Consider the following 24,664-nt stretch of genomic DNA (forward strand, 5'->3'; position numbering starts at 1 on the left):
AGGAGCTCGTCCGCCCTCACCGAGGCTCGTCGCGCTTCCGGAACCACGTGGAGAGGTAGCGCTCCCCGAGGTCGATGAAGGCTTCGCGCATCATCGCCTCGTAGACGATGGCCTCGAGGGTCCCGCGGGGCGGGGAGCCCACCTGCTGTTGGATGAGCCCGGCAGGGATCTGCCGCGCGATCTTGTGGCTCGTGAGCAGCGGTTGGGCGTCTCCGGGCAAGATGAACTCCGTTTTGAAGAGGAACTTGAGCCCCATCACGATGATCTGCGGCTTCTTGCTGCCATAGGCCATACCGGACGACTCGACGCGATAGCTCACCACGAGGGCGGGAGAGGTCACGGAGAGCTGCTCCTCGGCGGAGCCCTCGAACGGCGGGCCCGGCTCGAAGGTGATGAGCTCGAGGTCGAAGCCCCGCGCGAGCCCCTCCGCCAGCGCCGTCGCGGTCCGCTTCTCCTGGGGATCGAGGCGGGTCGCATCCACGTAGCGCGTCGGCAGGGACGTGACGCCGCTGAACATCGGGCTCTTCATCACGAGCTCGTCGGCGCGCTCCAGGTCCTGCGACGGAAGCCGCCGGAAGCGGACCTGGACGGCCGGGCCGCGCAGGCCCTGCGGCGTGCTCCTGGGCCCGACGCGCTCCGCGTAGGCGAGGAGCCGCCGCACGAAATCCGCGTTCTGCTCGCTCCCTTCGGGCATCTCGCGCTTGTACCGCTCGAGCGCGCGCACATAGAGCGCGTGCCTGGCGTCGTTGAACGCCTTGTCCAGGCCGTGCTTCGGGTAGCGCTCCGCGAACGCCAGCAGCGCCGCGAGCGTGCCCACCTCCCGCGCCCGCTCGAGCGCCGCGGCGAGCGCGGCGCGGCGGGCCGCGGCCACCTCGCCCTGGATGCCCGTCTTGGGGTAGGCGCGGATGAAGTCGTCGATGGCCTCCACCGAGCCTTTCGCCACCGCGAGGCGCAGCTCGGCCCGCGGCAGCAGCACCTGCGAGACGACCTCCCCGTGGCCGCGGCCGCGCGTGATGTAGCGCTGGTACGCGGCCACGTCGTCGCGCGCCCGCGCCGCGGCGTACATCCGAGCGTCGCTCATCCGGTTGCGGAGGAAGAAGAGCCCCAAGCCGAGGGCCACGCCGACCGCGGCCGCGACGAGCCATGCATAGCTTTGCCACCCCGGGACCACGCGCGAGAGCGGGATCGGCGACGCGAACGGGCTCTCGATGGCAGGCGGCTGGAATGGATCGAGCCGGCGCAGCTCCGCGGGGTCGGGGTTCGCTCTCATGCGGCTCCACGCCGCTTCGATCTCCCGGATCACGTCGTCCGAGCGCGACGGGTCCTCGAGGGGAAATGCGTGCCGCGTGCCGCCGAACGTGAGGACCACGGCGCCCCGAGGGCCCGCCGAGACGCGCGAGAGCTCCGCGAGCGAGAAGACCCGGAGCCTGTGGTCGCGCGCGTCGATCAGGTTCGCGGGGAAGACGAACAGGCCGGGCGCGAACGGCAGCGAGACGAGCTCGGCATTGTAGGCGAGCGCCTGGACCACGCCGATGGCGGTGGTCGCGGCGAGCAGCACGTACGCGGCGGCCGCCGCCGTCGGGTGGAGCGCGACGGGGCTGTCGACGTCGCCGAAGCCGGCCGCGCAGAGCGCCGCCAGCAGGAGGCCCGCCGCGACGCTGACCGCGAGCCAAGCCACGATGGTGCGCCGAGTCGCGAGCCGGCTGACGATCGGCGCCGGCGCGAACCGGCCGCGGAACGCCTCGATGACGCCGTCCTGAATGGCACGCGGAAGCTTGTAAAAATCGATCTCGTTCATCGCGCTGCTCCCACCCGGCGCCGGAGCTCGGCGCCCTTCCGCTCCTCGACCTGCCGATCGACCCTAATGCATTTCGCCCCGAGCTCCGAGACCGGAGATGGCATATCCTTGCAGCAGGAGCGTGCAACGATGCGTCGACTTCTGCTCCTCTGGCACTTGTGCAGTCTGCTCGCCGCCGGCGGCGAGCCCCCGGGGGACGGATCGAGCGCGCCGGGGCTGGCGGCGCCGGCAGCGCGAGCGCGTGCAGCGCGCCATGTCTCGACTTTTCCGGGGAGTCGTGGCCAGCTGCGAGCGACGAGGTGTCACCATGGGAACGAGGGAATCCAAGATCGGAAACTCGCCGCCGCCGGGGCTCGCGGCCTCGATGGCGCGCAACCTGGCCCGGATGGTCGGTCTGACGTTGCTCTCGACGCTGGGCTGCTCGAGCGGCATGGATGACGGATCGTCGGCCGGCGCTGGTGGGAGCGAGGGCCAGGGCGGGAGCGGGGGCGAGGGCGGGAGCGGCGGCCAGGGGGGCAGCGCCGGGGAGAAGGCCGTGCTCCGGGTTTCCCTGTACCCCTATATCCCCGACGCGGCGGGAGACAAGCTCGCGGCGATGGCGCTCCGCATCGAGGCCGAGTTCGAGGAAGCGCACGCCGGGATCGATCTCGTGGTGAATCCGCCCTGCTTCGCGGCGGATGTCTACGATCCCGCGGCGCTGGCCGTGAGCCTCGCCGGGGAGGACGCCGACTGTCCGGTCGACGTCATCGAGACGGACATGATCCTGCTCGGCGAGCTCGTGGCCACGGGCGCCATCCGTCCCTGGTTGGAGCTTCCGCCCGCGGACTGGCACCCGGCGGGCGTCGAGGCGTCGACCCACGACGGCGAGATCTACGGCGTCCCGCACTGGCTCTGTGGCCATTTCACCTTCTCCAGGGACCCGTCCGTGGAGAGCGCTGGCACTGCGGCCGAGCTGGCGTCGGCGCTCGTCGACCTCCAGACGGATGCGCCGGACATGGCCGGCAACTTGCTCGGAAGCTGGAACCTGCCGTCGCTGTACCTGGACGCGTGGGCGGACACGAACGGGCCTGAGGGGGTCGCATCGGCGATCTCCACCACGATGTACGACGCGGCGACCCTCGATGCGCTCGGCACCTTCGCGAGGACGTGCGAGAGCGAGGGGAGCAATCCGTGCCTCGACGGCACCTACGATCGGGAAGAGAACGTCGATCTCCCGGCGCAGCGGTTCGCGGCAGGGGAGGTCGACGCGACCTTCGGTTATTCCGAGCGGCTCCACACCATCTTGAAGAGCCTCCCTCCTGGCGGCGATCCGGCCGAGATCAAGCTCTCCTCGGCGCCCCTCGGGGACGGCAACCACCCGTTGCTCTTCACCGACAGCTTCGTCGTGAGCGCGCGGTGCACGGACGCCTGCGCCGATGCTGCCGCCGCGTTCGTCGCCTACATGAGCTCGGCCAGCACCTTCGCGTGGATCCTCGCGAGCGAGGACGCGCCGCGGGAGACCCGCGTTCCACGCTACCTCATGGCAGGGACGTTCGATGCGTACTCGGCGCCCACGATCAGCGCGGATCCCTTCTACCAGGCCATCAACGCGCTGACGGAGGAAGGAAAGAGCTTCCCGAACGGCGGGCTCGTCGACGTCAGGAGCGAGATGCGAGATCACCTCCTCGCGACCTTGACGTCCGCTCCCTGATCCCGGCCGTCCTCCGCGGGCGGCGGGCGCGCCAGGGAGTCGCACAGCGGTAGCCGGCGGCGCACGCCGCTGCGGCGGCTTCACCGGCCGTACGGTCACTTGACGCCGGGGGCGCCAGGGGATGATGCTCCGTCGCCATGGCGGGCTCGAAGCGGGCGGACGCATTCCTGGCGATGGCGCTACTAGGGCTGGCGGCTGCGGCGGCCGTCGGGTGTACCGCGCTGGCGGGGCTGGACGACGCCTACCATCTGGTGGGCGGGAGCGGAGGCGGCGGGGCGAGCGGCGGCGCGGGCGGCAGCGGGACGGGCGGCGAGGCCGGCGGCAGCACGGGCGGGAACGGGACCGGAGGCGAGGCCGGCGGCGAGGTCGGCGGCTGGAGCGGAGCGGGCGGTGAGGTCGGCGGCTGGGGCGGAGGCGGCGGCAGCACCGGGTGCGCGACCTGCTCGCCGCCCCCGTACGACACCGCGGATCCGGCGGAGATGTGCGAGTGGTCGGCCGGGATCTACGCGGTGCTCATGGACTGCCTGTGCGCCGAATGCGGCGCGGTGGAGGGCTCGCCCTGCTATGGCGGGTGCGGCGCCGGCGCGGCGCGGAGCGCCGAGTGCGACGGCTGCCTCGCCTCGTTGGCCGCCGAGGTGGAGGGCGCGTGCGCCTCGGAGGTCGCCGAGTGCGAGCTCGACTGGGACGAGTGATCTCGGCAATCGGGCGCGCGCGGCGCGTACGCCGCCGGCGATAGCCGATCTCGGCAACGCTGCGGACGCGCTCGGCCTCGTCGGCCGCTCTGCGCGGAATGCATCTTGAACCGCCCTGAACCATGAGCGACGAGGCTGCGCATCCTGGTGACGCAGCGGGGGCCGCGGCGCTCCCGCTGACCGAGGCGACGAGCGGAGCGGGCGTGGGCGCGCGCTCGGTCCACACATGGCTCGAGGAGCTCCTGTCCCGCGCGGTGCGCCGCTACAACCGGCGGCCTCGCCGCGCGATCATCGCGGCGTCGACCGGCGTGACCGAGCGGACGCAGGCGTGCGCGGTCATCCGGCGCGCCTGCGTCCGCTCGGCGCTCGCGGGCGGCGCGACCGGGGCGCTCTCGACCGGCGCGGCCGCCGCCACGGCCGAGACGAACGGGCTCGGCGGGCTCGTCGCGATCCCCGCCGCCGCGCTCGCGCTCGGCGGCGAGACGGTGCTCCGGCTGCTCCTGCACGTGCAGATGCTCTGCGAGCTCGCGGATCTCTTCGGGCTCCGGTTCGATCCGGACGAGCCGGCCGACGTGTGGGCGCTGCTCGCCCTCACGTTCGGCGTCGCGGAGCACCCCCAGGACACGGACGATCCCGCGGGCGTGCTCGTGCGCTCGGCGCGCGAGCGCGGCTCGGACGTGGCCAAGCAGCTCGCGGCGCGCCTCGCCGGCGAGAGCGTGGCGCGCAACCTGGTGCCCGTGCTCTCGGTCGCCTCGTCGTCGATCGCGAGCTGGTTCGTGACCCGGCGCCTCGGGGACACCGGGCGCCGCTACCTGCGTTACCGGCGCGCGCTCGACGGGGCGCTCTGCGACGACGCGCTGCGCCCGCACCTCGATCGGCTGTTCGACGGGCTCTGGTTCATCTTCACCGCCGACGGCCGCCTCAAGCCGGAGGAGACCGCGCTGCTCGCGGCCGTGCTGCGGCAGCTGCCGGCCTCGGCGCGCGCTGGCCTGAACGAGCGGCTCGCCGACGACATCGCCTGGATCGAGCGCCTCCGCGGCGTGCCGGAGGACGCGCGCGCGCCGCTGCTGCGCGCGCTCGAGATCGCGGCGGCGGTGGACAAGGTCGCGTCGCTGCGGGAGCGGAGGCTCCTCGCCCACGCCGCGGCGGCCCTGGGCCTCGGGGTCGACGAGGGCGGGCTCGCTCGGATGATCCGCGAGTTCGAGGAGATCGGCACCCTCGGCGTGGCCGCGTAGCGCGGGCGCCCGGCGGCATGCCGCGGGGGGTGGTCGCGATCCACTTCGCATTCGGCCCCAAGGCGGGCAGCGCGCCTGGCCGTCTATGCCGTCACCGCAGTCCGTTCTTCACCGCCGTGACGAGCTCGCCGTTCGCGGTGTCGCCGCTCAGCTCCCAGAACATCGCGCCGCCCAGCCCCTCGTCCTTGATGTAGCGCATCTTGACCCCGAGCGAGGCCGGTTTGTCGTAACTCCCGAAATCGGTCCCGTTGAAGGTGTAGACCGCCTTGGTGTCCGGGTGGGTGAAGCCGATGAAGTCGTCGCGCTTGTTCTTCGGGACGCCGAGCATGCATGGTACCCGGGGATCGCGATTTGATCCTTGCCTCGCCCACCCTCACCGTGGGTTCCGTGCCTGCCGCTTGCACCGCTACCGCCGTCATTGATACACCTTCGCCGCGCCCTCCGCTCGCCGCGCCCGGCCCGACTGTGGGCACCGCAATGGCGTCCGGACGGCGTTCGGCTCGGATCTCAGAAGGCGCGCAGCGGTGGCGTGCGCGAGATTCGGACGATCGCGCGTCGCGATAGTGACAATAAAACATTGCGAAAATAACTGTGCATAGTTTTCCAAATTCATGAAAATGGCTATCCGGCTTGTTGGCGGTAATCGTCGTGTAGTTTAGGGTCGATGTGGGCCGTACGCAGCTCACATCGAGCCGATTGCCCGACCGCCTTGGCTCGGTCGCCAGTTCGGATTTAGAAAGGAGCTCCCCATGGCATCGACATCTGCCCGCACGCCACGCGCGTGTCAGGGCACCTTTGATACCCGTGCCGCGCCCGCGCCGCACCCGTCGACGACACGGCGGGTCGCGGTCGCTCGAAGCGTCGAGCCCGCGGAGACGGTCTCGAGCGCGCTGATCGGCGTGCTGCAGGAGCTCGGCGTCGAGCACGCGTTCGGGTTGGTGGGGGGCGCGATCGCGCCCTTTGCCGACGCCCTCGGGAGCAGCGACATCGACGTGCTGCTCTGCCGGCATGAAGGCGGCGCGGCCTTCGCGGCGGTCGAGGCTTACTTCGCGAGCGGCCGGCCCGCGATGGTGTTCACGACGACGGGCCCCGGCGTGCTGAACGCGCTCACGGGAATGAGCGCAGCGCGCTGGGAGGGCGCGAAGGTGGTGCTGATCGCGGGCGCGACCGCGTCGCAGCAGCGCGGGCGCTGGGCGTGTCAGGAGACCAGCAGCCATACGATGCCCGCGTCGGGCGTGCTCACCGCCGGCCCGATCTTCGATTACGCCGTCACGCTCGAGAGCCCAGCCGAGCTCGAAGAAATCGCCCGTCGGCTGGCCATGGGCTTTGCGCGACCCACGGGGTTCGTGGCGCACATCGGTCTACCGCTGACCTACCAGCAGGCGCCCGTCGTGCGGCCGCGATCGATGCCGCACGCGCGCCTGCTCTGGCCGGGGTGCGATCCCGCCGCTGCGGCCGAGTGCGCGCAGCTGCTCGAGGGCCGTACGGCGGCCATCTGGGTCGGCCACGGTGCGCTCGGGGCCTCGGAGGCGATCCGGGCGCTGGCCGAGCGGCTCGATGTGCCGGTGATGTGCTCGCCCCGCGGCAAGGGTGTCTTCCCGGAAGACCACCCGCTATTCCTTGGCGTTACCGGGATGGGCGGGCACCCGCGCGTGGACACGTACATGCGCCAGTACCGGCCCGATTACATCCTCGTGCTCGGTACGCGGCTCGGCGAGCTCACGTCGTTCTGGCGGCCGGAGCTCTCGCCGGCGCGCGCATTTCTGCACGTGGACCTCGATCCGACCGTGCCGGGCGTGGCGTACCCGAACATCGCCACGGTCGGGATCCAGGCCGAGGTCGGTGCGTTCGTCCGCGCGCTGCTCGCCGAGGTCGCCGGCGGCGACCGCCCCGCCGTGCCATCGATCGCGCGCGAACCGGCGCCGGTGCTCGCGCAGCGGCCCGCGGGCCCGGTGCGCCCGCAGTACCTGATGCAGGAGATCCAACGGATCGTCATCGATGGCAGCGACGCGCTGGTGATGACCGAGGCGGGGAACGCTCTTGCGTGGGGCAACCATCACCTGCGGTTCCAGACCCCAGGGCGCTACCGCGTCAGCACCGGGTTCGGGTCGATGGGACATTTCACCACCGGCGTGCTCGGCGCGGCGCTGGCCCGCAAGCGCCCCGCGGTCGCGATCATCGGCGACGGCGCGATGCTGATGAACAACGAAGTGAGCACCGCGGTCGCGCGGCATGTGGCGTCGATATGGATTGTGCTCAACGACTCGCGTTACGGAATGGTCCACCAGGGCATGTCGGGCAATGGGCTCGTGCCGCTCGGCGCCGAGATCCCGCCGACGGATTTCGTCGCGATGGCGCGCGCGATGGGCGCGCGCGGCGTCCGCGTGGCGCGCGAGGCCGACGTGGCCGCCGCGCTGGAGACGGCGCTCGCAGACGGCGGCCCGTTCGTGGTCGACGTCGAGATCGATCGCGACGAGGTCGCGCCGCACTTCGCCCGGATCGCCAGCCTCGGGCGGCAGAAGAACCAAATTTCCAAGGGGAAGCAATCATGAACACCTCGGTAGGCCTGCGCTCGCTTGCGGTCAGTTTTCCGCGCACGATTCGAACCAATGACCACTGGCGGCAGAAGTTCCCCGACATCGTCGCCAACGCGGAGCAGCGCTCGCTCGCGAAGCTATGGGCCGCGTCGAGCGCCGACGCCGCCACGATGAGCGCCTTCGAGGCCGAGATGCAGCCCTATCTGTCCGATACGTTCCGCGGTACGAAGGAGCGGCGCGTCGTGCAGCCCGGAGAGTCCGCGCGCTCGTACGAGCTCATCGCCGCGCGCGACGCGCTGGCCGCCGCGGCGATGAAGCCCAGCGACGTCGACCTGCTCATCTCCGTGTCGTTCTGGCCGGACCAGATGGGCTTCGGCAACGCCGCGTGGCTGGCCAAGGACCTCGGCCTGCGCTGCGGCGCGTGGAACCTGGAGACCGCGTGCTCGGGCGGGCTGGTCGCGATGCAGACCGCGTGCTCGCTCGTGAAGGCCGGGCAGCAGCGCAACGTGTTGGTCGTAGTCTCGTGCCTGTATTCCCGGCACGTCGAAGAGTCCGATACGCTGTCGTGGTTCCTCGGCGACGGAGCGGGCGCGACCGTGATCGGGCACACGCCCGAGGGTTTCGGGCTGCTCGGCTCCAAGACCCTGCACACGGCCGACACGTGCGAGGCCTTGATCGCCGACGCGGTGCCTGACCCGACGTTCGGGCAGAAGATCCGCCTGCGGCTGAACCGCAATCCGTCGTCGCTGAAGGACACCGCCGATGAGTACATCAGGCACTGCTGCTTCGGCGCAGCCGAGGCCGCGGGCGTCTCGATCCGCGACATCGATTTTTTCGTCTTCAACACGCCCACCGCATGGTTCTCGGCGTTCGGTACGCGTGCGCTCGGCGTTGATCCGGCGCGCACTGTCAACGCCTACCCGCTGTACGGCAACATCGGTCCCGCGCTGACCACGGCGAACATGCACCTTGCCGCGTCGACGGGGAAGATCAAGCGTGGCGACCTGGTGATGATCTATTCGATCGGCAGCGTGTCGAGCTGCGGCGCGATGGTGATGCGCTGGGGCGACGTGGCGCTGGGCCCGGCGCCCGAGCGCCCGCCGGCGCCATAGAGATCGGACGAGCTCCCACAGGCCGTGGAGCGAAGGTGACGCCATCGATGCGGCAGGGCGATGGCGCCGCCTTTCATGGATACCTCCGGCGGCCTCGATGAACGCGCGGGTCTTCTTGCTCGTGCGGATGCCGAAAGTGCCGACGATGATGGACAGTCGCCATAAGGACAACGTGGCATCAGCGCGACCCTCGGCCCTTCACGCCGTCACCGCAGGCCGTTCTTCACCGCCGTGACGAGCTCGCCGTTCGCGGTGTCGCCGCTCAGCTCCCAGAACATCGCGCCGCCGAGGCCCTTGTCCTTGATGTAGCGCATCTTGGTCCCGAGCGAGGCCGGGTTGTCGTAGCTCCAGAACTCGGTCCCGTTGAAGGTGTAGAACGCCTTCGTGTCCGGGTGGGTGAAGCCGGGGTGCCCCTTCGCCTTCAGGACCTTGTAGTCCTCGATGCCCGCCTCGTACGTGCCCGGGGCGGCGCCGGCGGCCGACTGCCACACTCCCTGGTTCGCGTTGGTCACGCCGGTCCAGCCGCGGCCGTAGAAGGGCACGCCGACGACCAGCTTGCTCGCCGGCGTCCCGCCGTTCAGCCAGGCCGTGACCGCCTCGTCGGTGCTGTACTTCAGCGCCTTCGCGGGGTTCGCGCCGGCGTTGTAGAGCGGCGAGTGGAAGTTCGTCGTGCGCTCCCACGCGCCGTGCATGTCGTACGTCATCAGGTTGATGAAATCGAGGTGCCGGTGGATCTGGCCCACCTGGATCTTCTCGATCTTGTCGAGCCCGGCGGGCGCCGCGATCGTGAGCAGCAGGCCGGGGCGCGCCGCGTTGAGCTGGCCGCGGAACTCGGCGAGCAGCGCCGTGAAGTTCTGCGTGTCCTCGGGGCGCTGGTTGCAGGTGCTGCCGCAGGCGGCCGGGTACTCCCAGTCGATGTCGATGCCGTCGAACACGCCCGCCCAACGGGGATCCTTGATGAAGAGATCGACGCACGACGAGACGAACGACGCGCGGTTCGCGGGCAGCGCCGCGTCGGAGAAGCCGGCGGACCAGGTCCAGCCGCCGAGCGAGATCAGCACCTTGAGGTGCGGGTGCTTGCGCTTCAGCTTGCGGAGCTGGTTGAAGCTGCCGCGGAGCGCGCCGGCGTCCCAGGTGTCGGCGACGCCGTCGACGCTGTCGGCGGCGCTGTAGGCCTTGTCGTAATCGGCATAGGTGTCGCCGAGCGCACACCGGTTTCCTACCACGTTGCCGAAGGCATAGTTGATGTGCGTGAGCTTCTCGGCCGATCCGCTCGTGTCGATGTTCTTGACGTGGTAGTTGCGGCCGTAGACGCCCCACTCCGCGAAGTAGCCAATCACCTTCTTGCCGCCGCCGCCGGAGCCGCCGCCGCCGCCGCCGCCGGAGCCGCCGCTGCCGCCGCTGCCGCCGCTGCCGCCGCTGCCGCCGCCACCGCCGCTGCCGCCGGAGCCGCCGCTGCCTCCGGAGCCGCCCGCGCCGCTGGTGCTGGAGCTCGTGGTGCTGCTGCTCGTGGTGGTGCTGCCGGCGCCGCTGACCGGCTGCCACAGCGCCGGGACGATCGGCGGCTGCCAGCCCGGAAGGGAGGTGTGCGCCTGGATGCAGCGGTATGTGACGCCGCCGTAGGTCACCTCGGCGTTCACCGCATACGCGGTATACGGCGCCCACGCAGCGGCGACGGCGGCTTGCTCCGTCGATTCGAGCTCTGCTCCATCTGGGCCGAAGCGCTCCGCGTCGCCGCCATCGATGCCGCCGCAAGCGGCCAGCGCGATCACAGCAAAGAGCGGCAGGGTCGTGAGGGCATAAAGCTTCATAACGGATCTCCTTTAGTTTGCCGGTTGCCGGTCGTTGCTGGTCCAACGAGCAATCGGCGTACCGGTCGCGGCGACGCCCTCGACAGCCGCCGCCACGGCGCCCCCTCGGCCCGTTTTTGCGCGCCGCCAGGACGGGAGCCGCCGCGGTCGCGCCCGGCGATCCCGGCGAGCAGGGGGGCGATCCGGGAGATCGCCGGGCGATCCCCCCGATCGCGGGAGCGCTCCCGGATCGCCCCCTCGCCGTCCGCGCGATCGTCGGGAGATCGCCGGCGATCCCCGCGCGCAGCGCGCTTTTCTCGATCACCCCCCTCCTGGAGCAGCCAGCGCCAGCGCAGGGCACGACGCTTGCTTTTGTCTCAATCCGTGGACGGAACCATCGCGCCCCTCGGCCAGGAACCTGTCGAGCCACATCCGGGTAGGATCGCGGTCGACATGCACCCCGGCGAATCGCTGACGCTGCTCGCACCGCTCTCCGGTCCCATCGTGCCGATCGAGTCGGTCCCCGACGCGGTCTTCGCCGACAAGATCGTCGGCGACGGCATCTCGATCGACCCGATCTCCCAGACGTTGCTCGCCCCGTGCGACGCGACGGTGACCCAGCTCCACGCGGCGCGGCACGCCATCACCCTGAGCGCCGCGGGCGGGGTGGAGATCATGATCCACGTCGGCATCGACACGGTCGGCCTGAAGGGCGAGGGCTTCACGGCGCGCGTGAGCCAGGGAGACCGGGTCTCGGCGGGCCAGGCGCTCCTCGAGTTCGACGCGGATCTCCTCCTCCGCAAGGCGCCCAGCCTGCTCACGCAGATCGTGGTCCTGAGCGGCGAGACGAGCGCCATCGTCGAGCGCGCGAGCGGCGTGGCCAGGGCCGGCGTGAGCCGCCTCATGACCGTGAGCCCCCGGCAGCGCGGCGGCGGGGGAGCGCCGCGGGCATCGAGCGCGGGGGAGGCGGGCGCGTCCAGGCCGCCGCCGCGGGCCACGGTCGGGGTCACGTCGGCGCTCGTCGTGGTGCCCAACCCGCACGGGCTGCACGCGCGGCCGGCCGCGGTGCTCGCCAGCGAGGCGAAGTCGTTCTCCGCCGACATCAGCGTCGAGCTCGCCGGCCGCAACGCCAACGCGAAGAGCGTCGTCGCGCTGATGAACCTCGGCGCCGGTCCGGGCGCCGAGCTGCGCATCGTAGGCAGCGGCAGCGAGGCGGCGCGGGCCGTGGCCCGCCTGGTCGAGCTCGTGCGGAGCGGGCTGGGCGAGGACCTCTCCGCGGCGACCGCCGCGCGCACGGCCGAGCCCGAGCGCGCCGCCGCCGCCGCGCCTGCTTCCACGCCGCGCGCGGCCGACGACGCGCGGCACGTGCACGGCGTGAGCGCCTCGCCCGGCCTCGCCATCGGTCCCATCTGCAAGATCGACCCGCTCGCCGCCGACGTGGACGAGCACGCGAGCGACACGGAGGCGGAGCTCGCGCGGCTGCAGAAGGCGCTGCGCCACACCCGGCTCGAGCTGAAGCAGCTCGTCGCCGCGTCGGGCAAGCGCGTCGAGCAGGCCCAGATCTTCAGCGCGCACCTCACGATGCTCGACGACCCGGAGATGATCACCCGCACCGAGGTCGCCATCGTGGAGGGCAAGTCGGCCGCGTTCGCGTGGCGCGAGGCGGTGATGGCGTCGTGCCGCGAGCTCGCGCGCCTCTCGAACCCGCTGCTCGCCGCGCGCGCCAACGATCTCCGGGACGTGGGCGGCCGCGCGCTGCGGCACCTCGTCGGCGGCGGCGAGGCGCAGGCCGCGCCCGCGGGCAGCATCGTCGTCGCCGAGAGCCTGACGCCCTCCGAGGTCGTGCGGCTCGCCGACCAGCGGGTCGCCGGCCTCGTCAGCGTGCTCGGCGGCACCACCTCGCATGCGGCGATCCTGGCGCGCTCGCTCGGCCTGCCGTACCTCGTCGGCGCCTCGGCGTCGCTGCTCGCCGTCGAGGCGGGCGCGACGGCCGTGCTCGACGCCGAGGGGGCGGTGGTGCTGCTCCGCCCGACCGAGGCCGAGCTCGACGCCTACCGCGGCCGGCTCGGGGCGCGCAAGGCGCTGCGCGAGCGGCAGGAGGCGGCCGCGGGGGAGCGCGCGGCGACCCGGGACGGGGTCCGCGTCGCGGTGCTGGCCAACATCGCGAGCGCCGACGACGCGCGCAAGGCCGTCCGGCTCGGGGCCGAGGGCGTGGGCCTCCTGCGCACCGAGCTGATGTTCTTCGATCGCGACGCCGCGCCGACCGAGGCCGAGCAGACCGCCGCGTACCAGGAGATCGCCGACGCGCTGGGCGAGCGCCCCCTCGTCGTCCGCACGCTCGACGTCGGCGGCGACAAGCCGCTCTCGTACATGCCGCTCCCCGCGGAGGACAACCCGCTCCTCGGCATCCGCGGCCTGCGCATCGGCGCGCTCCACCCGGCGCTCCTGCGCAGCCAGCTCCGCGCCATCCTGGCGGCGCGCGCCCCGGCCGGGCACCGGATCCTCCTGCCCATGGTCGCGAGCCTCGAGGAGCTCCGCGAGGCGAAGCAGGTGCTCGAGGAGGAGCGCCGGCGCGCCGGCTCGCCCCCGGTGGCGCTCGGCGTGATGGTCGAGGTGCCGTCGGTCGCGGTCCAGGCCGACAGGTTCGCCGCGGAGGTCGATTTCTTCTCGATCGGCACGAACGATCTCACCCAGTACACGCTGGCCATGGACCGCACGCACCCGCGGCTCGCCGGCCGGCAGGACGCGCTGCACCCGGCGGTGCTCCGGCTCATCGACACGGCCGTGCAGGCGGCGAAGAAGCGCGAGCGCCACGTGGGGATCTGCGGCGCGGTGGCGAGCGACCCCGAGGCCGTGGCCGTGCTGGTCGGCCTCGGCGTGACCGAGCTCAGCGTCAGCGTCCAGGCGATCCCCGAGGTGAAGGCGAGGATCCGCGAGCTCGACGCCGCGCGGTGCCGCGAGATCGCGCGGGCCGCGCTCGATCTGGGGACCGCGGCCGAGGTGCGGGCGTTGCTCGCGCCGGGCGCGCGGCCCGGCTGATCTCGAGAGCCCAGCAAGCAGACCGGGGGCGGCGCGGCGCGGAGGCCGCCCCGCCCAACGGAGGAGGAGCGTCGTATGAGAGGATTCAACGAGCTGCAGCGCGTTGGCAAGGCGCTGATGTTGCCCATCGCGGTGCTGCCGATCGCGGGCCTCCTGCTCCGGCTGGGGCAGCCCGACGTGCTGGACATCGCGTTCGTCGCCCAGGCGGGCGGCGCCATCTTCGACAACCTGGCGCTGATCTTCGCGGTCGGCATCGCGGTCGGCCTCGCGCGCGAGACGAACGGCGTGGCAGGGCTCTCCGGGATGATCGCCTACCTCGTGATCACGAACGGGGTGAAGAGCATCGACGACAAGATCAAGATGGGCGTCCTCGCCGGCATCCTCGCCGGCGTCCTCGCGGGGGCGATGTACAACCGCTTCCGCGACACGAAGCTGCCCTCCTTCCTGGGCTTCTTCGGCGGCAGCCGCTTCGTGCCCATCGTCACCGGCGGCGCGAGCCTCGCCCTCGCGCTCGTCCTCGGCGTCGTCTGGCCGACGATCCAGGGCGCCATCGACGCGGTGGGCGGCTGGATCGTGGCCTCGGGGCCGGTCGGCGCCTTCTTCTTCGGCGTCCTCAACCGCCTGCTCATCCCGACCGGGCTGCACCACATCCTCAACAACCTCGCCTGGTTCGTGGTCGGCTCGTTCCAGGGCGCGAAGGGGGCGGTGACCGGCGATCTGAACCGCTACTTCGCCGGCGATCCCTCGGCGGGGGTGTTCATGGCCGGCTTTTACCCGGTGATGATGTTCGGCCTGCCGGCCGCGTGCCTCGCGATCTACCGCACCGCGCGCCCGGAGAACCGCAAGGCCACCTTCGGCGTGATGTTCTCGGCCGCGCTGACCGCCTTCCTGACCGGCATCACCGAGCCGATCGAGTTCGCGTTCATGTTCCTCGCGCCGGCCCTCTACGCGGTCCACGCCGTGCTGACCGGCCTCTCGCTGGCGCTGCTCGACGTGCTCGGCGTGAAGCACGGCTTCAGCTTCTCCGCCGGGTTCATCGATTATGCGCTGAACTACGGCCTCTCGACGAAGGGCTGGATGATCGTGCCGATCGGCCTCGCCTACGCGGTCGTCTATTACGGCCTCTTCGTCGTCTGCATCGAGCGGTTCAACCTGGCCACGCCGGGGCGCGAGGCCGCGGCGGCGCCCTCCGCGGTCGCGTCCGAGGGCGGCGGGGCCGACACGGCCGGCGGGGCCGAGGCGGGCGCCGGGGTCGAGGCGGGCGCCGGCGGGCTCGCGGGGCAGTTCCTGCGGGCGCTGGGCGGCCACGGCAACATCCGCGAGATCGACGCGTGCATCACCCGCCTGCGCCTGGTCATGGTCGACCGCGATCGCGTGAAGGACGCGGACCTCAGGGCGCTCGGCGCCAAGGGCGTGGTGCGCCCGGGGACCGACAGCCTGCAGGTGATCCTCGGCCCCATGGCCGAGTCGATCGCCAAGGAGATGCGGGAGCTCGCGGGCCGCGCGCCGGCGGCAGGCGAGCCGAAGGCGGCGGGCGCCGCGCGCGGGGGCGCGGCCACGGCGGCCGTCGCGCGGTCCGAGGCATGGCCCGCCGCGCCCGCGGCGCGGCAGGAGATGTGGATCGACCGCTGGCTCGCGGCGCTCGGCGGCGCCGCCAACATCCGGTCCGTGGAGGGGTTCTCGAGCGGGCGCGTGCGCGTCGAGCTCGCCGACGCGGATCCGATCGACGAGGCGGCGCTGGAGGCCGCCGACGTGAAGGGCGTGATGCGCCTGTCCGATGGGGTGGTCCACCTCCTGGTCGGCCCGGAGGCGCCGCGGTACGCCGCCGCGCTCGCGCAGAAGCTCAAGGGGTGATGGGCGTGGAGCTCGTGGGCAACATCCTCACGCCGGACGGCTGGCTCCGCGGGCGCCTGTACTTCGGCGCGCGGGTCCAGGAGATCGCGGGCGCGCCGGCCGAAGGGCCCGGCCAGGGGCCGCGGATCGTGCCCGGCTTCATCGATCTGCACGTGCACGGCGGCGGCGGCCGGGACGTCATGGAGGGCGGCGACGCGCCCCGCGCGATGGCCCGCGCGCACGCCGCCACCGGGACCACCAGCCTGCTCGCCACCACGATGACGGCGCCCCTCCCGGAGATCGCCTCCGCGCTGCGCGCGATCCGGGCCGCGATGGACGCGCGCCGCCGCGGCGAGGCGCGCGTCCTCGGCGTCCACCTCGAGGGCCCGTTCCTCAACCCGGGTCGGCTGGGCGCGCAGCCGCCTTGCGTGGTGGGCGGGGATCTCGACACCGCGCTCGCGCTGAACGCCATCGCGCCGATCCGCGTGCTCACGCTGGCGCCGGAGCTCGCCGGCCACCTGGAGCTCGTCCGCCGCCTGTCCGGCCTCGGGCTGCGGGTCCAGATCGGGCACACGCTGTCGAGCTACGAGGAGGTCGTGGCGGCGCTCGCCGCCGGGGCGAGCGGCTTCACGCACCTCTTCAACGCGATGAACGGGCTGCATCACCGCGAGCCCGGCGCGGTGGGCGCGGCCCTGGCCCACGGCGACTTCGCCGAGCTGATCCCGGATCTGGTCCACGTGCACCCGGGCGCCATCCGCGCCGCCCTGCGCTGCATCCCCCGGCTCTACGCCGTGACCGACGGCACCGCGGCCTCGGGGATGCCGGACGGGCCGTACCAGCTCGGCGCGCACGCGGTCGCGAAGTGCCAGAACAGCGTGCGGCTCCCCGACGGGACGCTCGCGGGGAGCTGCCTGACGATGCACCAGGCCTTCAAGAACCTCGTCGACCTTGGGCTCCCGCTGGCCGAGGCGTCGCGCCGGTGCAGCCAGTTCCCGGCCGAGCACCTCGGCATCGAGGATCGAGGGCGCATCGCGCCGGGTTGCTTCGCGGATCTGTTGGTCCTGGAGGAGGATCTCGCCCTGCGGCAGGTCCTCGTGGAGGGGGAGCCCCTTGAGTGACCGAACGACCTCGATGATGGCCGAGGAGGCCCGCTCCGCGCCGGAGATCGTCGCGCAGCAGCTCGCGCAGGACGAGGACGCCTACCGCGAGCTGGGCGCCCGGCTGCGGGCGGCGCCGCCGCCGTCGGTGGTCACGATCGCCCGCGGCAGCTCGGATCACGCCGCGAGCTACCTCGCGTACCTCGTGACGACGCAGCTCGGCTGTCCGGTCGCGAGCCTGCCGCCGTCGGTGGTGACCCTCTACCGCGCGCCGCTGCGGCTCCCGGGCGGCCTGGCGGTCGCGGTGTCGCAGTCGGGGCAGAGCCCGGACGTGGTGGGCGCGCTGTCGGCGTGCGGCGCCGCGGGCGCGATGACGGCGGCGCTGGTGAACCAGCTCGGCTCGCCCCTCGACCAGGCCGCCGCGACGACGATCCCCCTGCGCGCCGGCCCCGAGCGCAGCGTCGCCGCCACCAAGAGCTTCATCGCCAGCCTGAGCGCCATGGCGAGGGTGGTGGGGGCCTGGGGCGAGGACGCCGCCCTGCTCGACGCGCTCCAGGCGCTGCCGGAGACCCTGGCCGCCGCGAGCGAGAGCGACGTGGGCCCGCTCGTGGACGCGCTCTCGGGCGAGGAGCGCCTGCTCGTGCTCGGGCGGGGCCCTGGCTTCTCCATCGCGCTGGAGGCGGCCCTCAAGTTCAAGGAGACGTGCGGCGTCCACGCCGAGGCGTTCACGGTCGCCGAGGTGCAGCACGGGCCCATGGCCCTCATCGACGAGCGCTTTCCGCTGCTCGTCTTCGCCCCGCGGGGCCCGGCGCAGGCGGGCCTCGCCCGCGTGGCGGAGGAGTTCCGGGGGCAGGGCGCGAAGGTGATCCTCGTGGGCCCGGCCGGGCTGCCGGGGGTCGATCTCGCGGTGCCCGCGTCTCCTCACGAGCTGCTCGACCCGCTCTGTCAGATCCTGGCGTTTTACCTGGCGGCCGCTGCCCTGGCCGAGGCCCGAGGGCTGGATCCCGACGCGCCGAGGCGGCTCAAGAAGGTCACCAAAACACTGTAGGAGTGCGTCATGAGAATGCCTGTTTACCGATTTGGGCTGCTCGCCGGCGCCCTGTTTGTGGCAGGGTGCGGCGACGACGGGACGTCCTCGTCCACGGCGAGCACCACGATGAGCACCAGCACGGGCAATGACGGCGGCGGCGGTGGCGGCGGAGGTGGTGGTGGCGGCACCGGAGGTGGCGGCGGCTCGGCGCAGGAGCGCCCGTCGGGCGCGGACTTCGCCGTCACCTGGGGCGTGCTGGACAACCACAAGAACCCCGCGGTGAGCTTCGGCTCGGAGCTGACGATCGCCAATCACGGGAAGGTCGCGCTCGGGAACAGCGGCTGGACGCTGTATTTCAACTTCGTGCGCTCGATCCTGCCCGAGAGCCTGCCGGCGGGGGTGAAGGTCACCCACATCAACGGCGACTTCTTCAAGCTGGAGCCGACCGAGGCGTTCCAGCCGCTGGAACCGGGGCAGAGCGCGGTGATCCCCTTCGATGGATCGTACTGGGCCATCAAGGAGACGGACGCGCCCGCGGGCTATTACTTCGTGTTCACGGACGGCGAGGGCGTCGCCTCGGCGCCGGAGGCGGTGGGCTCCGAGGCCGTCGCGCCGTTCGTGGAGAAGAAGCAGACAGACCGTTTCCCCGGCGACATGACGCCCGTGCCGACGGCGGCGTCTCGTTATGACGAGAACCTCGCTGTCCGCCTGCTCCCGGCGGGCGACGTGGACAGGGTCGTGCCCACGCCGGTGCTCCTCGAGGCGGGCGCCGGAGAGCTCTCGCTCTCGTCGGCCGTGCCCATCTACCACGCTGCCGGGCTCGAGGGAGAAGCGGCCTTTCTGGCGGAGGCGCTGGGCGCGCTCCTCGGCGCCGCGCCGGAGGTCCGCGAGGGCGCGCCGCCCGCGGGGACGGCGGCGATCGCGCTGGCGACGGGCGCGATCGACGTCGGCGGCCAGCCGAGGCAGGCGGGCGACGAGGCCTATCGCCTCACGGTCACCGCCGAGGGGGTCGAGATCGTGGGCAGCGACGCGGCCGGCGTCTTCTATGGCATCCAGAGCCTGCGCGCCCTCGCGCCCGTCGAGGCGTACCGGACCGCGAAGCCCGAGATCGCGATCGGCGCCGTGACGGTGGAGGACGCCCCGCGCTTCGGGTATCGCGGCATGCACCTCGACGTCGCGCGCAACTTTCAGCGCAAGGAGGCCGTGCTGAAGCTGCTCGACGTGATGGCCTTTTACAAGCTCAACAAGTTTCATTTTCACCTGACCGACGACGAGGGGTTCCGTTTCGAGGTGAGCGGCCTGCCGGAGCTCACCGAGGTCGGCGCCCGGCGCGGCCATACGGTCGACGACCGCGACCAGATCGTCCCCTCGTTCGGCTCCGGGCCGGATCCGGCGTCGCCGTCGTCGAGCGGCAGCGGCCACTACACGCGCGCCGAGCTCGTGGAGATCCTGCGTCATGCCAAGGCGCGCCACATCGAGGTGATCCCCGAGATCGATATGCCGGGCCACGCCCGCGCGGCGGTCAAGGCCATGGAGGCGCGTTACGCGAGGCTCGCGGCCGAGGGCGATGTAGAGAAGGCCGAGGAGTTCCTGCTGAGCGATCTGGAGGACCCGTCCCAGTACATGTCCGTGCAGATGTGGACCGACAACGTGGTGAACCCCTGCCGGGAGTCCACCTACAGGTTCCTGCGAAAGGTCGTGGACGACGTCGTCGCGATCTACGCCGAGGCCGGCGCGACGCTCACCACCATCCATACGGGCGGCGACGAGGTGCCGGACGGCGTCTGGGAGCAATCCCCGTCGTGCCAGGCCCTCCTCGGCCAGGCGCCGGGCGGCGTCGAGTCCGTGGAGGACCTGGCGAGCCATTTCCTCCGCGAGCTCAACGCGATCGTCGTGTCCCACGGCCTGGTGACCGGAGGCTGGGAGGAGATCGCCTTGAAGAAGGTGCAGGCGGAGGGCGGCGTCGACAAGGAGGCCAACCCCGAGTTCCTGAGCAGCAATTTCAGGGCGTATGTCTGGAACAATGTCTGGGGGTGGGGGGACGAGGACAACGGGTACAAGCTCGCCAACGCGGGGTATCCGGTGGTCCTCTCCAACGCCACCAACCTGTATTTCGACCTCGCCTACGACAAGGATCCTGCCGAGCCTGGGTATTACTGGGCGGGGTTCGTGGACACGCGCAAGCCGTACGAGTTCGTGCCGTTCGACGTCTACAAGAGCGCCCACGCGGACCGCATGGGCAATCCGATCGATCCGGCCGAGATGTTCCGGGACCACGTCAAGCTGACCGACGCCGGCCGGGCCAATATCCTCGGCATCCAGGGGCAGCTCTGGGCCGAGAACGCGAAGGGGCAGGGGGCGATGGAGTACCTGATCTTCCCGAAGCTGATCGGCCTCGCGGAGCGGGCCTGGGCGCCGGACCCGGCGTGGGCGGCGGAGGAGGACGGGGCGGCGCGCGCGGGCCTGCTCGCCGAGGCGTGGAGTCGCTTCGCCAACAGCCTCGGGCAGCGCGAGCTGCCGCGGCTCGACCACCTGAGCGGCGGCGTGGGCTACCGGCTTCCGCTGCCGGGCGCGCGCATCGAGGACGGCAAGCTCGTGGCGAACGTGGCGTTCCCGGGGCTGCAGATCCGCTACACGACCGATGGCGCCGAGCCTGGCGCCGACTCGGCGGTCTATGAAGGGCCGGTGGCGGTGAGCGGCGTCGTGAAGCTGAGGACGTTCGACACGCGCGGGCGTGGCAGCCGCACGTCGGTCATCGGAGAGGGGGCGTCCCCGTAGGATCGCCGCGCTCGGCGATCAGGCCTCGCCCAGCCACGCGCGCGCGAGCTCGAGGGTGCGCGCGTTCTCGCGGATGTCTTCGAGGAAGCTCCGGCGGAGCTCCGGATCGCCGATCTTGGCGGCATTGGCGAGCAGGTGCGCGCGGGCTTCGGCGAGCGCCGCCAGGGCTCTTTGCTGGTCTCCCGCCGCCATCAACGCCTCGGCATGGATGAGCCGAGCGAGGGAGCCCTTGAAGAAAAACATCCGGAACGCCTCGTACCCGGCCATCGCCTCCTCCGCGTCCGCGAGCGCCTCGGTCATGCGACCCTGCGCGAGCCGGATCGCTGCGAGTGTCCGCTTGAGCACCGTGCGTTCGGGGGGCGTCGTCGAGGGCATCCCCAGCGCGGTGAGCGCCTCTCGCTCGGCGGCCTCCAGATCGCCCCCGTGAAAGAGGGCGTAGGAGAGGAGCCTGCGCCCCATGGCTTCATAGGGCGCGACGCGCCGGGCGCGCCCCGCCTCGACGATGCCCTCCGCGATGAGGCGCCCTTCCTCGATCGCGCCCTGGTCGATCAGGATCTCACCGAGGAACATCGACCGGTTGGCCACCGCGAGCCACACGTCCTCGTCCGTGCAAGGCGGTGTATCTCGCAGGATCTGCGCCCCCCGCGCGCGCGCCCCGAGGAGCCATAGGCCGGCGGCGACGAGCGCGCGCGCGTGCGCGACATCGACCTGGGAGCCTTCCCGCTCGAAGCCCTCGAGGGCCGCTTCGGCCCACCCCAGGCCAGACCACGGATCTTCGTCGCCATACATCGCGTAGAAGGAGCGCGCCATGTCGCGGAACCCCCGCGCCCTCGAAGCGCTCTCGGCGACGGGCTCCACGATGTCCTCCAGCCACCGCAAAAATGGCTCAGCGACCCGGAGTTGACCGTGGAGCAGGAGGTACGTCACGCCCACATAGACGGTATCCGCGACGGCCGCGGCGGCGTCGGGGAGGGGTTTGACGGCACGCACGGCGTGCAGCGTGGCCGTGAACGCCGCGGGCTCCCGCGCGGCGAGCAACGCGAAGAGCTTCAGGAGCGCGCCCCTCACCCAGAGCCCGCTGCCCGGCGTGGCCAGGGTCATCAGCTGCTCCGCGACGCGCACGGCAGCGGGGTTCGTGAGATCCCTGCCAAAAACGTGGGCCTCCCAGAGGACGTCCAGGAGGGCGAGCCGGAGCTCGTCCGAGGGAGCGTACACGAGGCCCCGGTAGGCATACGCGATCACCGTCTCCATATCGCCGAGCCGCGCGGCCTGCTCCGCGGCGCGGCGGTAGAGGCCCGCGGCGCGCGCCGGCTCCCCGCCCCGCACGAAATGCTCGGCAGGCATGACGGAGGCGCTCTCGCCGCGCTCCTCCAGCCACGCCCCGGCGAGCCGGTGGCCGCGGACGCGCTCGTCTCCCGTCAGCATCTCGTACGCGCCCTCCGCCAGGAGGGCGTGCCGGAACGCGAGCTCCGGCTCTCCCGCGAACCGGCTCTCCGGCCGACGCACGAGCGCCTCCTGCTGGACGAGCCGGTCGATGAGCCAGCTGAGCTCGACGCCAGCGTCGCCGGCATCCTGCCCGTCGCCGAGCAGCGATGCGACGGCGCCCGGCCAGAAGACCTCGCCGAAGATGCTGGCCGTGCGGAGCAGCCGCCGGGCCTCGGGCTCGAACCGCTCGATCCAGGCCTGCACCATCGCCGCGACCGTCTCGGGGAGCGTCTCGCGGCCCTCGGCGACGGCGCGGATCAGCTCCTCCAGGTAGAACGCGTGCCCTCGCGATCGGGAGACCAGGCGCTTCACCGTCTCGGCGGGCACCGCGTCGCCGAGCACCTGCCGGACGAGCTGCTCGCTCGCCTTGGGCGTCAGCGCCCCGAGCCGGATCTCCTGGAGCTCGCGCTCGGCCCAGAGGCGCGGAAACCGCTCGTGGACCTCCGGGCGCGCCGACGCGAGCACCAGGAGCGGCAGGTCCTTCGCGACCCGAAGCGCGGCGTCGACCAGGCGCACCGTGGCGTGGTCGGCCCAGTGCAGATCGTCGAGCGCGAGCAGGACCGGGCCCGCTGCGCACTCGGCGAGGAGGAAGTCCTCCCAGGCCCGGCGGACCTGCTCGCTCATGAGCTCGGCCTTGGCGCGGGCGGCGCGGAGCGGCGCGCTCTCGTCGTCGGGGAAGGCCGCGCCGGCGAGCTCGCCCAGAAACCATGTCACCCGGGCGCGATCGGCCTGGGCCACGCGCCGGGCGACGCGGGCGCGGAGCTTGTCCCGGCGCGCCTCGGGCGGGTCGTCCTCGCGGATCTCGCACGCGCCGCGGAGCGCCTGTCCGAGCGCGCCGAACGCCTGTCCGCCTCGGAGCGCGTCGCCGCGCCCGATCCAGGTCTCGATCGGCGCGCCGCGCCTGCGGGCGGCGCGCAGGAACTCGTGACAGAGGCGCGACTTGCCGACGCCGGCGGGCGCCGTCACCAGCACCGCGCGCGCGACCGGCTCGTCCACGCATTCGGACAGCAGCCCGGCCATGACCGCGAGCTCGCGGGTGCGGCCGACGCACGCGGTCCGCTTCCCGAGCAGCGTCCGCGATCCCGTGACGACGTCGTGCTCGCGGAGCAGCTCGTACCCGGCCTCGCCAGCGGCCACCTCGAACCGCGCGTCGAGGAGACCCGCCGTCAGGTCGTCGAGGACGACGGGCTGCGCGCCGGGACCGCGCCGCGCGACGAGCCTCGCGGCGCGATCGATGACGTCGCCGAGCGGCCGCATCCCCGCGCCCTCGCTCCGGCCCGTCGCGACCGCCATCGGCCGGCTCGGGCGGATGGCGTGCAGGGTGAGCGCGCAGCGCGCGGCGCGCGCCGCCAGATCGGTGGCGACGAAGACGCCGGAGAGGGTGACCGCCGCCGAGCCGTCGGCGAGGACGTCGAGGCGGCCGCCGAACGACGCGGCCGTGTCGCGCAGCTCGTCCTCTTCCGGCTCTAGCGTGCTGTGGGGCCTCAGGGGCTCGGTGGCATCGAGCCAGAGCGGGCTCTCCCTTCCGAGCATGACGACCGAGACCACCTTCGGCTCGCCCGCCGTCCGTGTGGGGGCAGGAGGGCCCGCCGGGGTCGGGTCCACGTGTGCGTCGTCGTCGAGCGCCGAGAGCTCGGCCGCCACGCTGGCGCCGTCGCGAGGGCGCATGTCGGGCTGCTTGGCGAGCATGCGCGCGACGAGCGCGTCGAGGGCGCGCGGCACGCCGGCCCGGAGCGCGGCGACGCGCGGCGGCTCTTCGCAGCAGATCTTGGCGAGGACCGCCATCAGGCGCTCGCCGGCGAAGGCGGGCGTCCCCGTCAGGCACTCGTAGAGCACGCAGCCCAGCGCGAAGACATCGGCGCGCGCGTCGAGCGCGCCTGCGCCGCCCGCCTGCTCGGGCGCCATGTAGCCCGGGGTGCCGAGGATGGCGCCGGTGCGCGTCAGGCGCGTGACGTCGCCGAGGTGGGCGATGCCGAAGTCGAGCACCTTGACGAGCGCGACGTCGCCGGCCGGCAGAAAGAGGTTGCTTGGTTTGAGGTCGCGGTGGACGACGCCGCGCGCGTGCGCGGTGCCGAGCGCCGCGGCGACGCGCGCGGCGAGCGCGACGCTCTCGTCGACGCCGAGCATGCCGCGGGCGAGCCGCGCCCGCAGGTCCTCGCCCTCGAGCCACTCCATCGCGAGGTAGGGCTCGCCGTCGGGCGTCTCGCCGTGGGCGACGAACTGGACGATGGCCGGGTGCCGGAGCTCGGAGAGGAGCCGCACCTCGCGCTCGAAGCGGGCGCGCTCGCCCGAGTGCCTGGCGAGCATGACCTTGACGGCGACGGCCTGACCCGTGGCGTTGTCGCGCGCGCGGAAGACCTCGCCCATGCCGCCCGACCCGGCGGGCGCGTCCAGCGTGAAGCGGCCCTCCAGCACGTCCCCCACCCGCATCTTCGCGCGCGCATTGTCGGCTCCTCGATCCCGCGTGTCCAGGGGCATAACGCTCCGTGTTGCGCGCGGATCACACCCGATGTTGCGCGCGGATCACACCCGATGTTGCGCGCGGATG

13 protein-coding genes and 1 pseudogene are annotated in these 24,664 nt (G+C 72.4%); 10 read left to right on the forward strand and 4 right to left on the reverse strand.

Annotation, left to right across the window (positions count from 1 at the left end; all coding sequences use genetic code 11):
* Positions 1 to 16 precede the first annotated feature (16 nt).
* Positions 17 to 1,798, reverse strand: a complete 1,782-nt coding sequence (locus WME98_RS40420; protein ID WP_437947001.1) for a hypothetical protein — start codon at positions 1,796 to 1,798, stop codon at positions 17 to 19.
* 307 nt (positions 1,799 to 2,105) lie between these two features.
* On the opposite strand from WME98_RS40420, the gene WME98_RS40425 reads away from it, so the two are divergent.
* The 3 genes from WME98_RS40425 to WME98_RS40435 all read left to right on the forward strand — a co-directional run bounded on the left by WME98_RS40425 (position 2,106) and on the right by WME98_RS40435 (position 5,415).
* A complete protein-coding gene (locus tag WME98_RS40425) occupies positions 2,106 to 3,488 on the forward strand; it encodes a hypothetical protein (RefSeq protein ID WP_437947002.1) in 1,383 nt (460 codons plus the stop codon).
* A gap of 173 nt (positions 3,489 to 3,661) precedes the next feature.
* Positions 3,662 to 4,180 (forward strand): hypothetical protein, encoded by a 519-nt coding sequence (locus WME98_RS40430; RefSeq protein WP_437947003.1) that lies wholly within the window; start codon positions 3,662 to 3,664, stop codon positions 4,178 to 4,180.
* Positions 4,181 to 4,302: 122 nt separating this feature from the next.
* Positions 4,303 to 5,415 (forward strand): hypothetical protein, encoded by a 1,113-nt coding sequence (locus WME98_RS40435; protein ID WP_437947004.1) that lies wholly within the window; start codon positions 4,303 to 4,305, stop codon positions 5,413 to 5,415.
* Positions 5,416 to 5,506: 91 nt separating this feature from the next.
* On the opposite strand, the pseudogene WME98_RS40440 reads toward WME98_RS40435, so the two are convergent.
* A pseudogene (locus tag WME98_RS40440) lies at positions 5,507 to 5,653 on the reverse strand (glycosyl hydrolase family 18 protein); the annotation flags it as partial.
* A gap of 511 nt (positions 5,654 to 6,164) precedes the next feature.
* On the opposite strand from WME98_RS40440, the gene WME98_RS40445 reads away from it, so the two are divergent.
* Entirely contained in the window at positions 6,165 to 7,967 is a 1,803-nt protein-coding gene (locus WME98_RS40445) for a thiamine pyrophosphate-dependent enzyme (RefSeq protein WP_437947005.1), read from the forward strand.
* Complete coding sequence (locus WME98_RS40450) at positions 7,964 to 9,064, forward strand: 3-oxoacyl-ACP synthase III family protein (protein WP_437947006.1); 1,101 nt, start codon at positions 7,964 to 7,966, stop codon at positions 9,062 to 9,064. Before WME98_RS40445 ends, WME98_RS40450 begins: the two co-directional genes overlap by 4 nt.
* 206 nt (positions 9,065 to 9,270) lie before the next feature.
* Here WME98_RS40450 and WME98_RS40455 read toward each other — a convergent pair whose 3' ends face one another.
* Complete coding sequence (locus WME98_RS40455) at positions 9,271 to 10,875, reverse strand: glycosyl hydrolase family 18 protein (protein WP_437947007.1); 1,605 nt, start codon at positions 10,873 to 10,875, stop codon at positions 9,271 to 9,273.
* A 432-nt stretch (positions 10,876 to 11,307) separates the two neighbouring features.
* On the opposite strand from WME98_RS40455, the gene ptsP reads away from it, so the two are divergent.
* The 5 genes from ptsP to WME98_RS40480 all read left to right on the forward strand — a co-directional run bounded on the left by ptsP (position 11,308) and on the right by WME98_RS40480 (position 20,631).
* Positions 11,308 to 13,893: a phosphoenolpyruvate--protein phosphotransferase gene (gene ptsP / locus WME98_RS40460; RefSeq protein WP_437947008.1), complete on the forward strand. Its 2,586-nt coding sequence runs from the start codon at positions 11,308 to 11,310 to the stop codon at positions 13,891 to 13,893.
* 75 nt (positions 13,894 to 13,968) lie between these two features.
* Positions 13,969 to 15,747: an N-acetylglucosamine-specific PTS transporter subunit IIBC gene (nagE, locus tag WME98_RS40465; RefSeq protein WP_437947009.1), complete on the forward strand. Its 1,779-nt coding sequence runs from the start codon at positions 13,969 to 13,971 to the stop codon at positions 15,745 to 15,747.
* Positions 15,747 to 16,844, forward strand: a complete 1,098-nt coding sequence (nagA, locus tag WME98_RS40470) for an N-acetylglucosamine-6-phosphate deacetylase (protein ID WP_437947010.1) — start codon at positions 15,747 to 15,749, stop codon at positions 16,842 to 16,844. The genes nagE and nagA overlap by 1 nt, the downstream gene beginning before the upstream one ends.
* Positions 16,845 to 16,860: 16 nt before the next feature.
* Positions 16,861 to 17,871 (forward strand): SIS domain-containing protein, encoded by a 1,011-nt coding sequence (locus tag WME98_RS40475; protein ID WP_437954075.1) that lies wholly within the window; start codon positions 16,861 to 16,863, stop codon positions 17,869 to 17,871.
* Positions 17,872 to 17,880: 9 nt separating this feature from the next.
* Entirely contained in the window at positions 17,881 to 20,631 is a 2,751-nt protein-coding gene (locus WME98_RS40480) for a family 20 glycosylhydrolase (protein ID WP_437947011.1), read from the forward strand.
* A gap of 18 nt (positions 20,632 to 20,649) precedes the next feature.
* Here WME98_RS40480 and WME98_RS40485 read toward each other — a convergent pair whose 3' ends face one another.
* Positions 20,650 to 24,546, reverse strand: a complete 3,897-nt coding sequence (locus tag WME98_RS40485; RefSeq protein WP_437947012.1) for a protein kinase domain-containing protein — start codon at positions 24,544 to 24,546, stop codon at positions 20,650 to 20,652.
* Positions 24,547 to 24,664: the final 118 nt, after the last annotated feature.

The sequence above is a fragment of the Sorangium sp. So ce296 genome (assembly GCF_051529605.1).
Classification (GTDB): domain Bacteria; phylum Myxococcota_A; class Polyangia; order Polyangiales; family Polyangiaceae; genus Sorangium; species Sorangium cellulosum_D.

Coding starts and splice junctions, on each gene's coding strand:
- WME98_RS40435 (WP_437947004.1), top strand. CDS start 4,303: ATGAGCGACGAGGCTGCGCATCCTGGTGACGCAGCGGGGGCCGCGGCG.
- WME98_RS40430 (WP_437947003.1), top strand. CDS start 3,662: ATGGCGCTACTAGGGCTGGCGGCTGCGGCGGCCGTCGGGTGTACCGCG.
- ptsP (WP_437947008.1), top strand. CDS start 11,308: ATGCACCCCGGCGAATCGCTGACGCTGCTCGCACCGCTCTCCGGTCCC.
- WME98_RS40425 (WP_437947002.1), top strand. CDS start 2,106: ATGGGAACGAGGGAATCCAAGATCGGAAACTCGCCGCCGCCGGGGCTC.
- WME98_RS40455 (WP_437947007.1), bottom strand. CDS start 10,875: ATGAAGCTTTATGCCCTCACGACCCTGCCGCTCTTTGCTGTGATCGCG.
- WME98_RS40475 (WP_437954075.1), top strand. CDS start 16,861: ATGGCCGAGGAGGCCCGCTCCGCGCCGGAGATCGTCGCGCAGCAGCTC.
- WME98_RS40480 (WP_437947011.1), top strand. CDS start 17,881: ATGAGAATGCCTGTTTACCGATTTGGGCTGCTCGCCGGCGCCCTGTTT.
- WME98_RS40485 (WP_437947012.1), bottom strand. CDS start 24,546: ATGCGGGTGGGGGACGTGCTGGAGGGCCGCTTCACGCTGGACGCGCCC.
- WME98_RS40420 (WP_437947001.1), bottom strand. CDS start 1,798: ATGAACGAGATCGATTTTTACAAGCTTCCGCGTGCCATTCAGGACGGC.
- nagA (WP_437947010.1), top strand. CDS start 15,747: ATGGGCGTGGAGCTCGTGGGCAACATCCTCACGCCGGACGGCTGGCTC.
- nagE (WP_437947009.1), top strand. CDS start 13,969: ATGAGAGGATTCAACGAGCTGCAGCGCGTTGGCAAGGCGCTGATGTTG.
- WME98_RS40450 (WP_437947006.1), top strand. CDS start 7,964: ATGAACACCTCGGTAGGCCTGCGCTCGCTTGCGGTCAGTTTTCCGCGC.
- WME98_RS40445 (WP_437947005.1), top strand. CDS start 6,165: ATGGCATCGACATCTGCCCGCACGCCACGCGCGTGTCAGGGCACCTTT.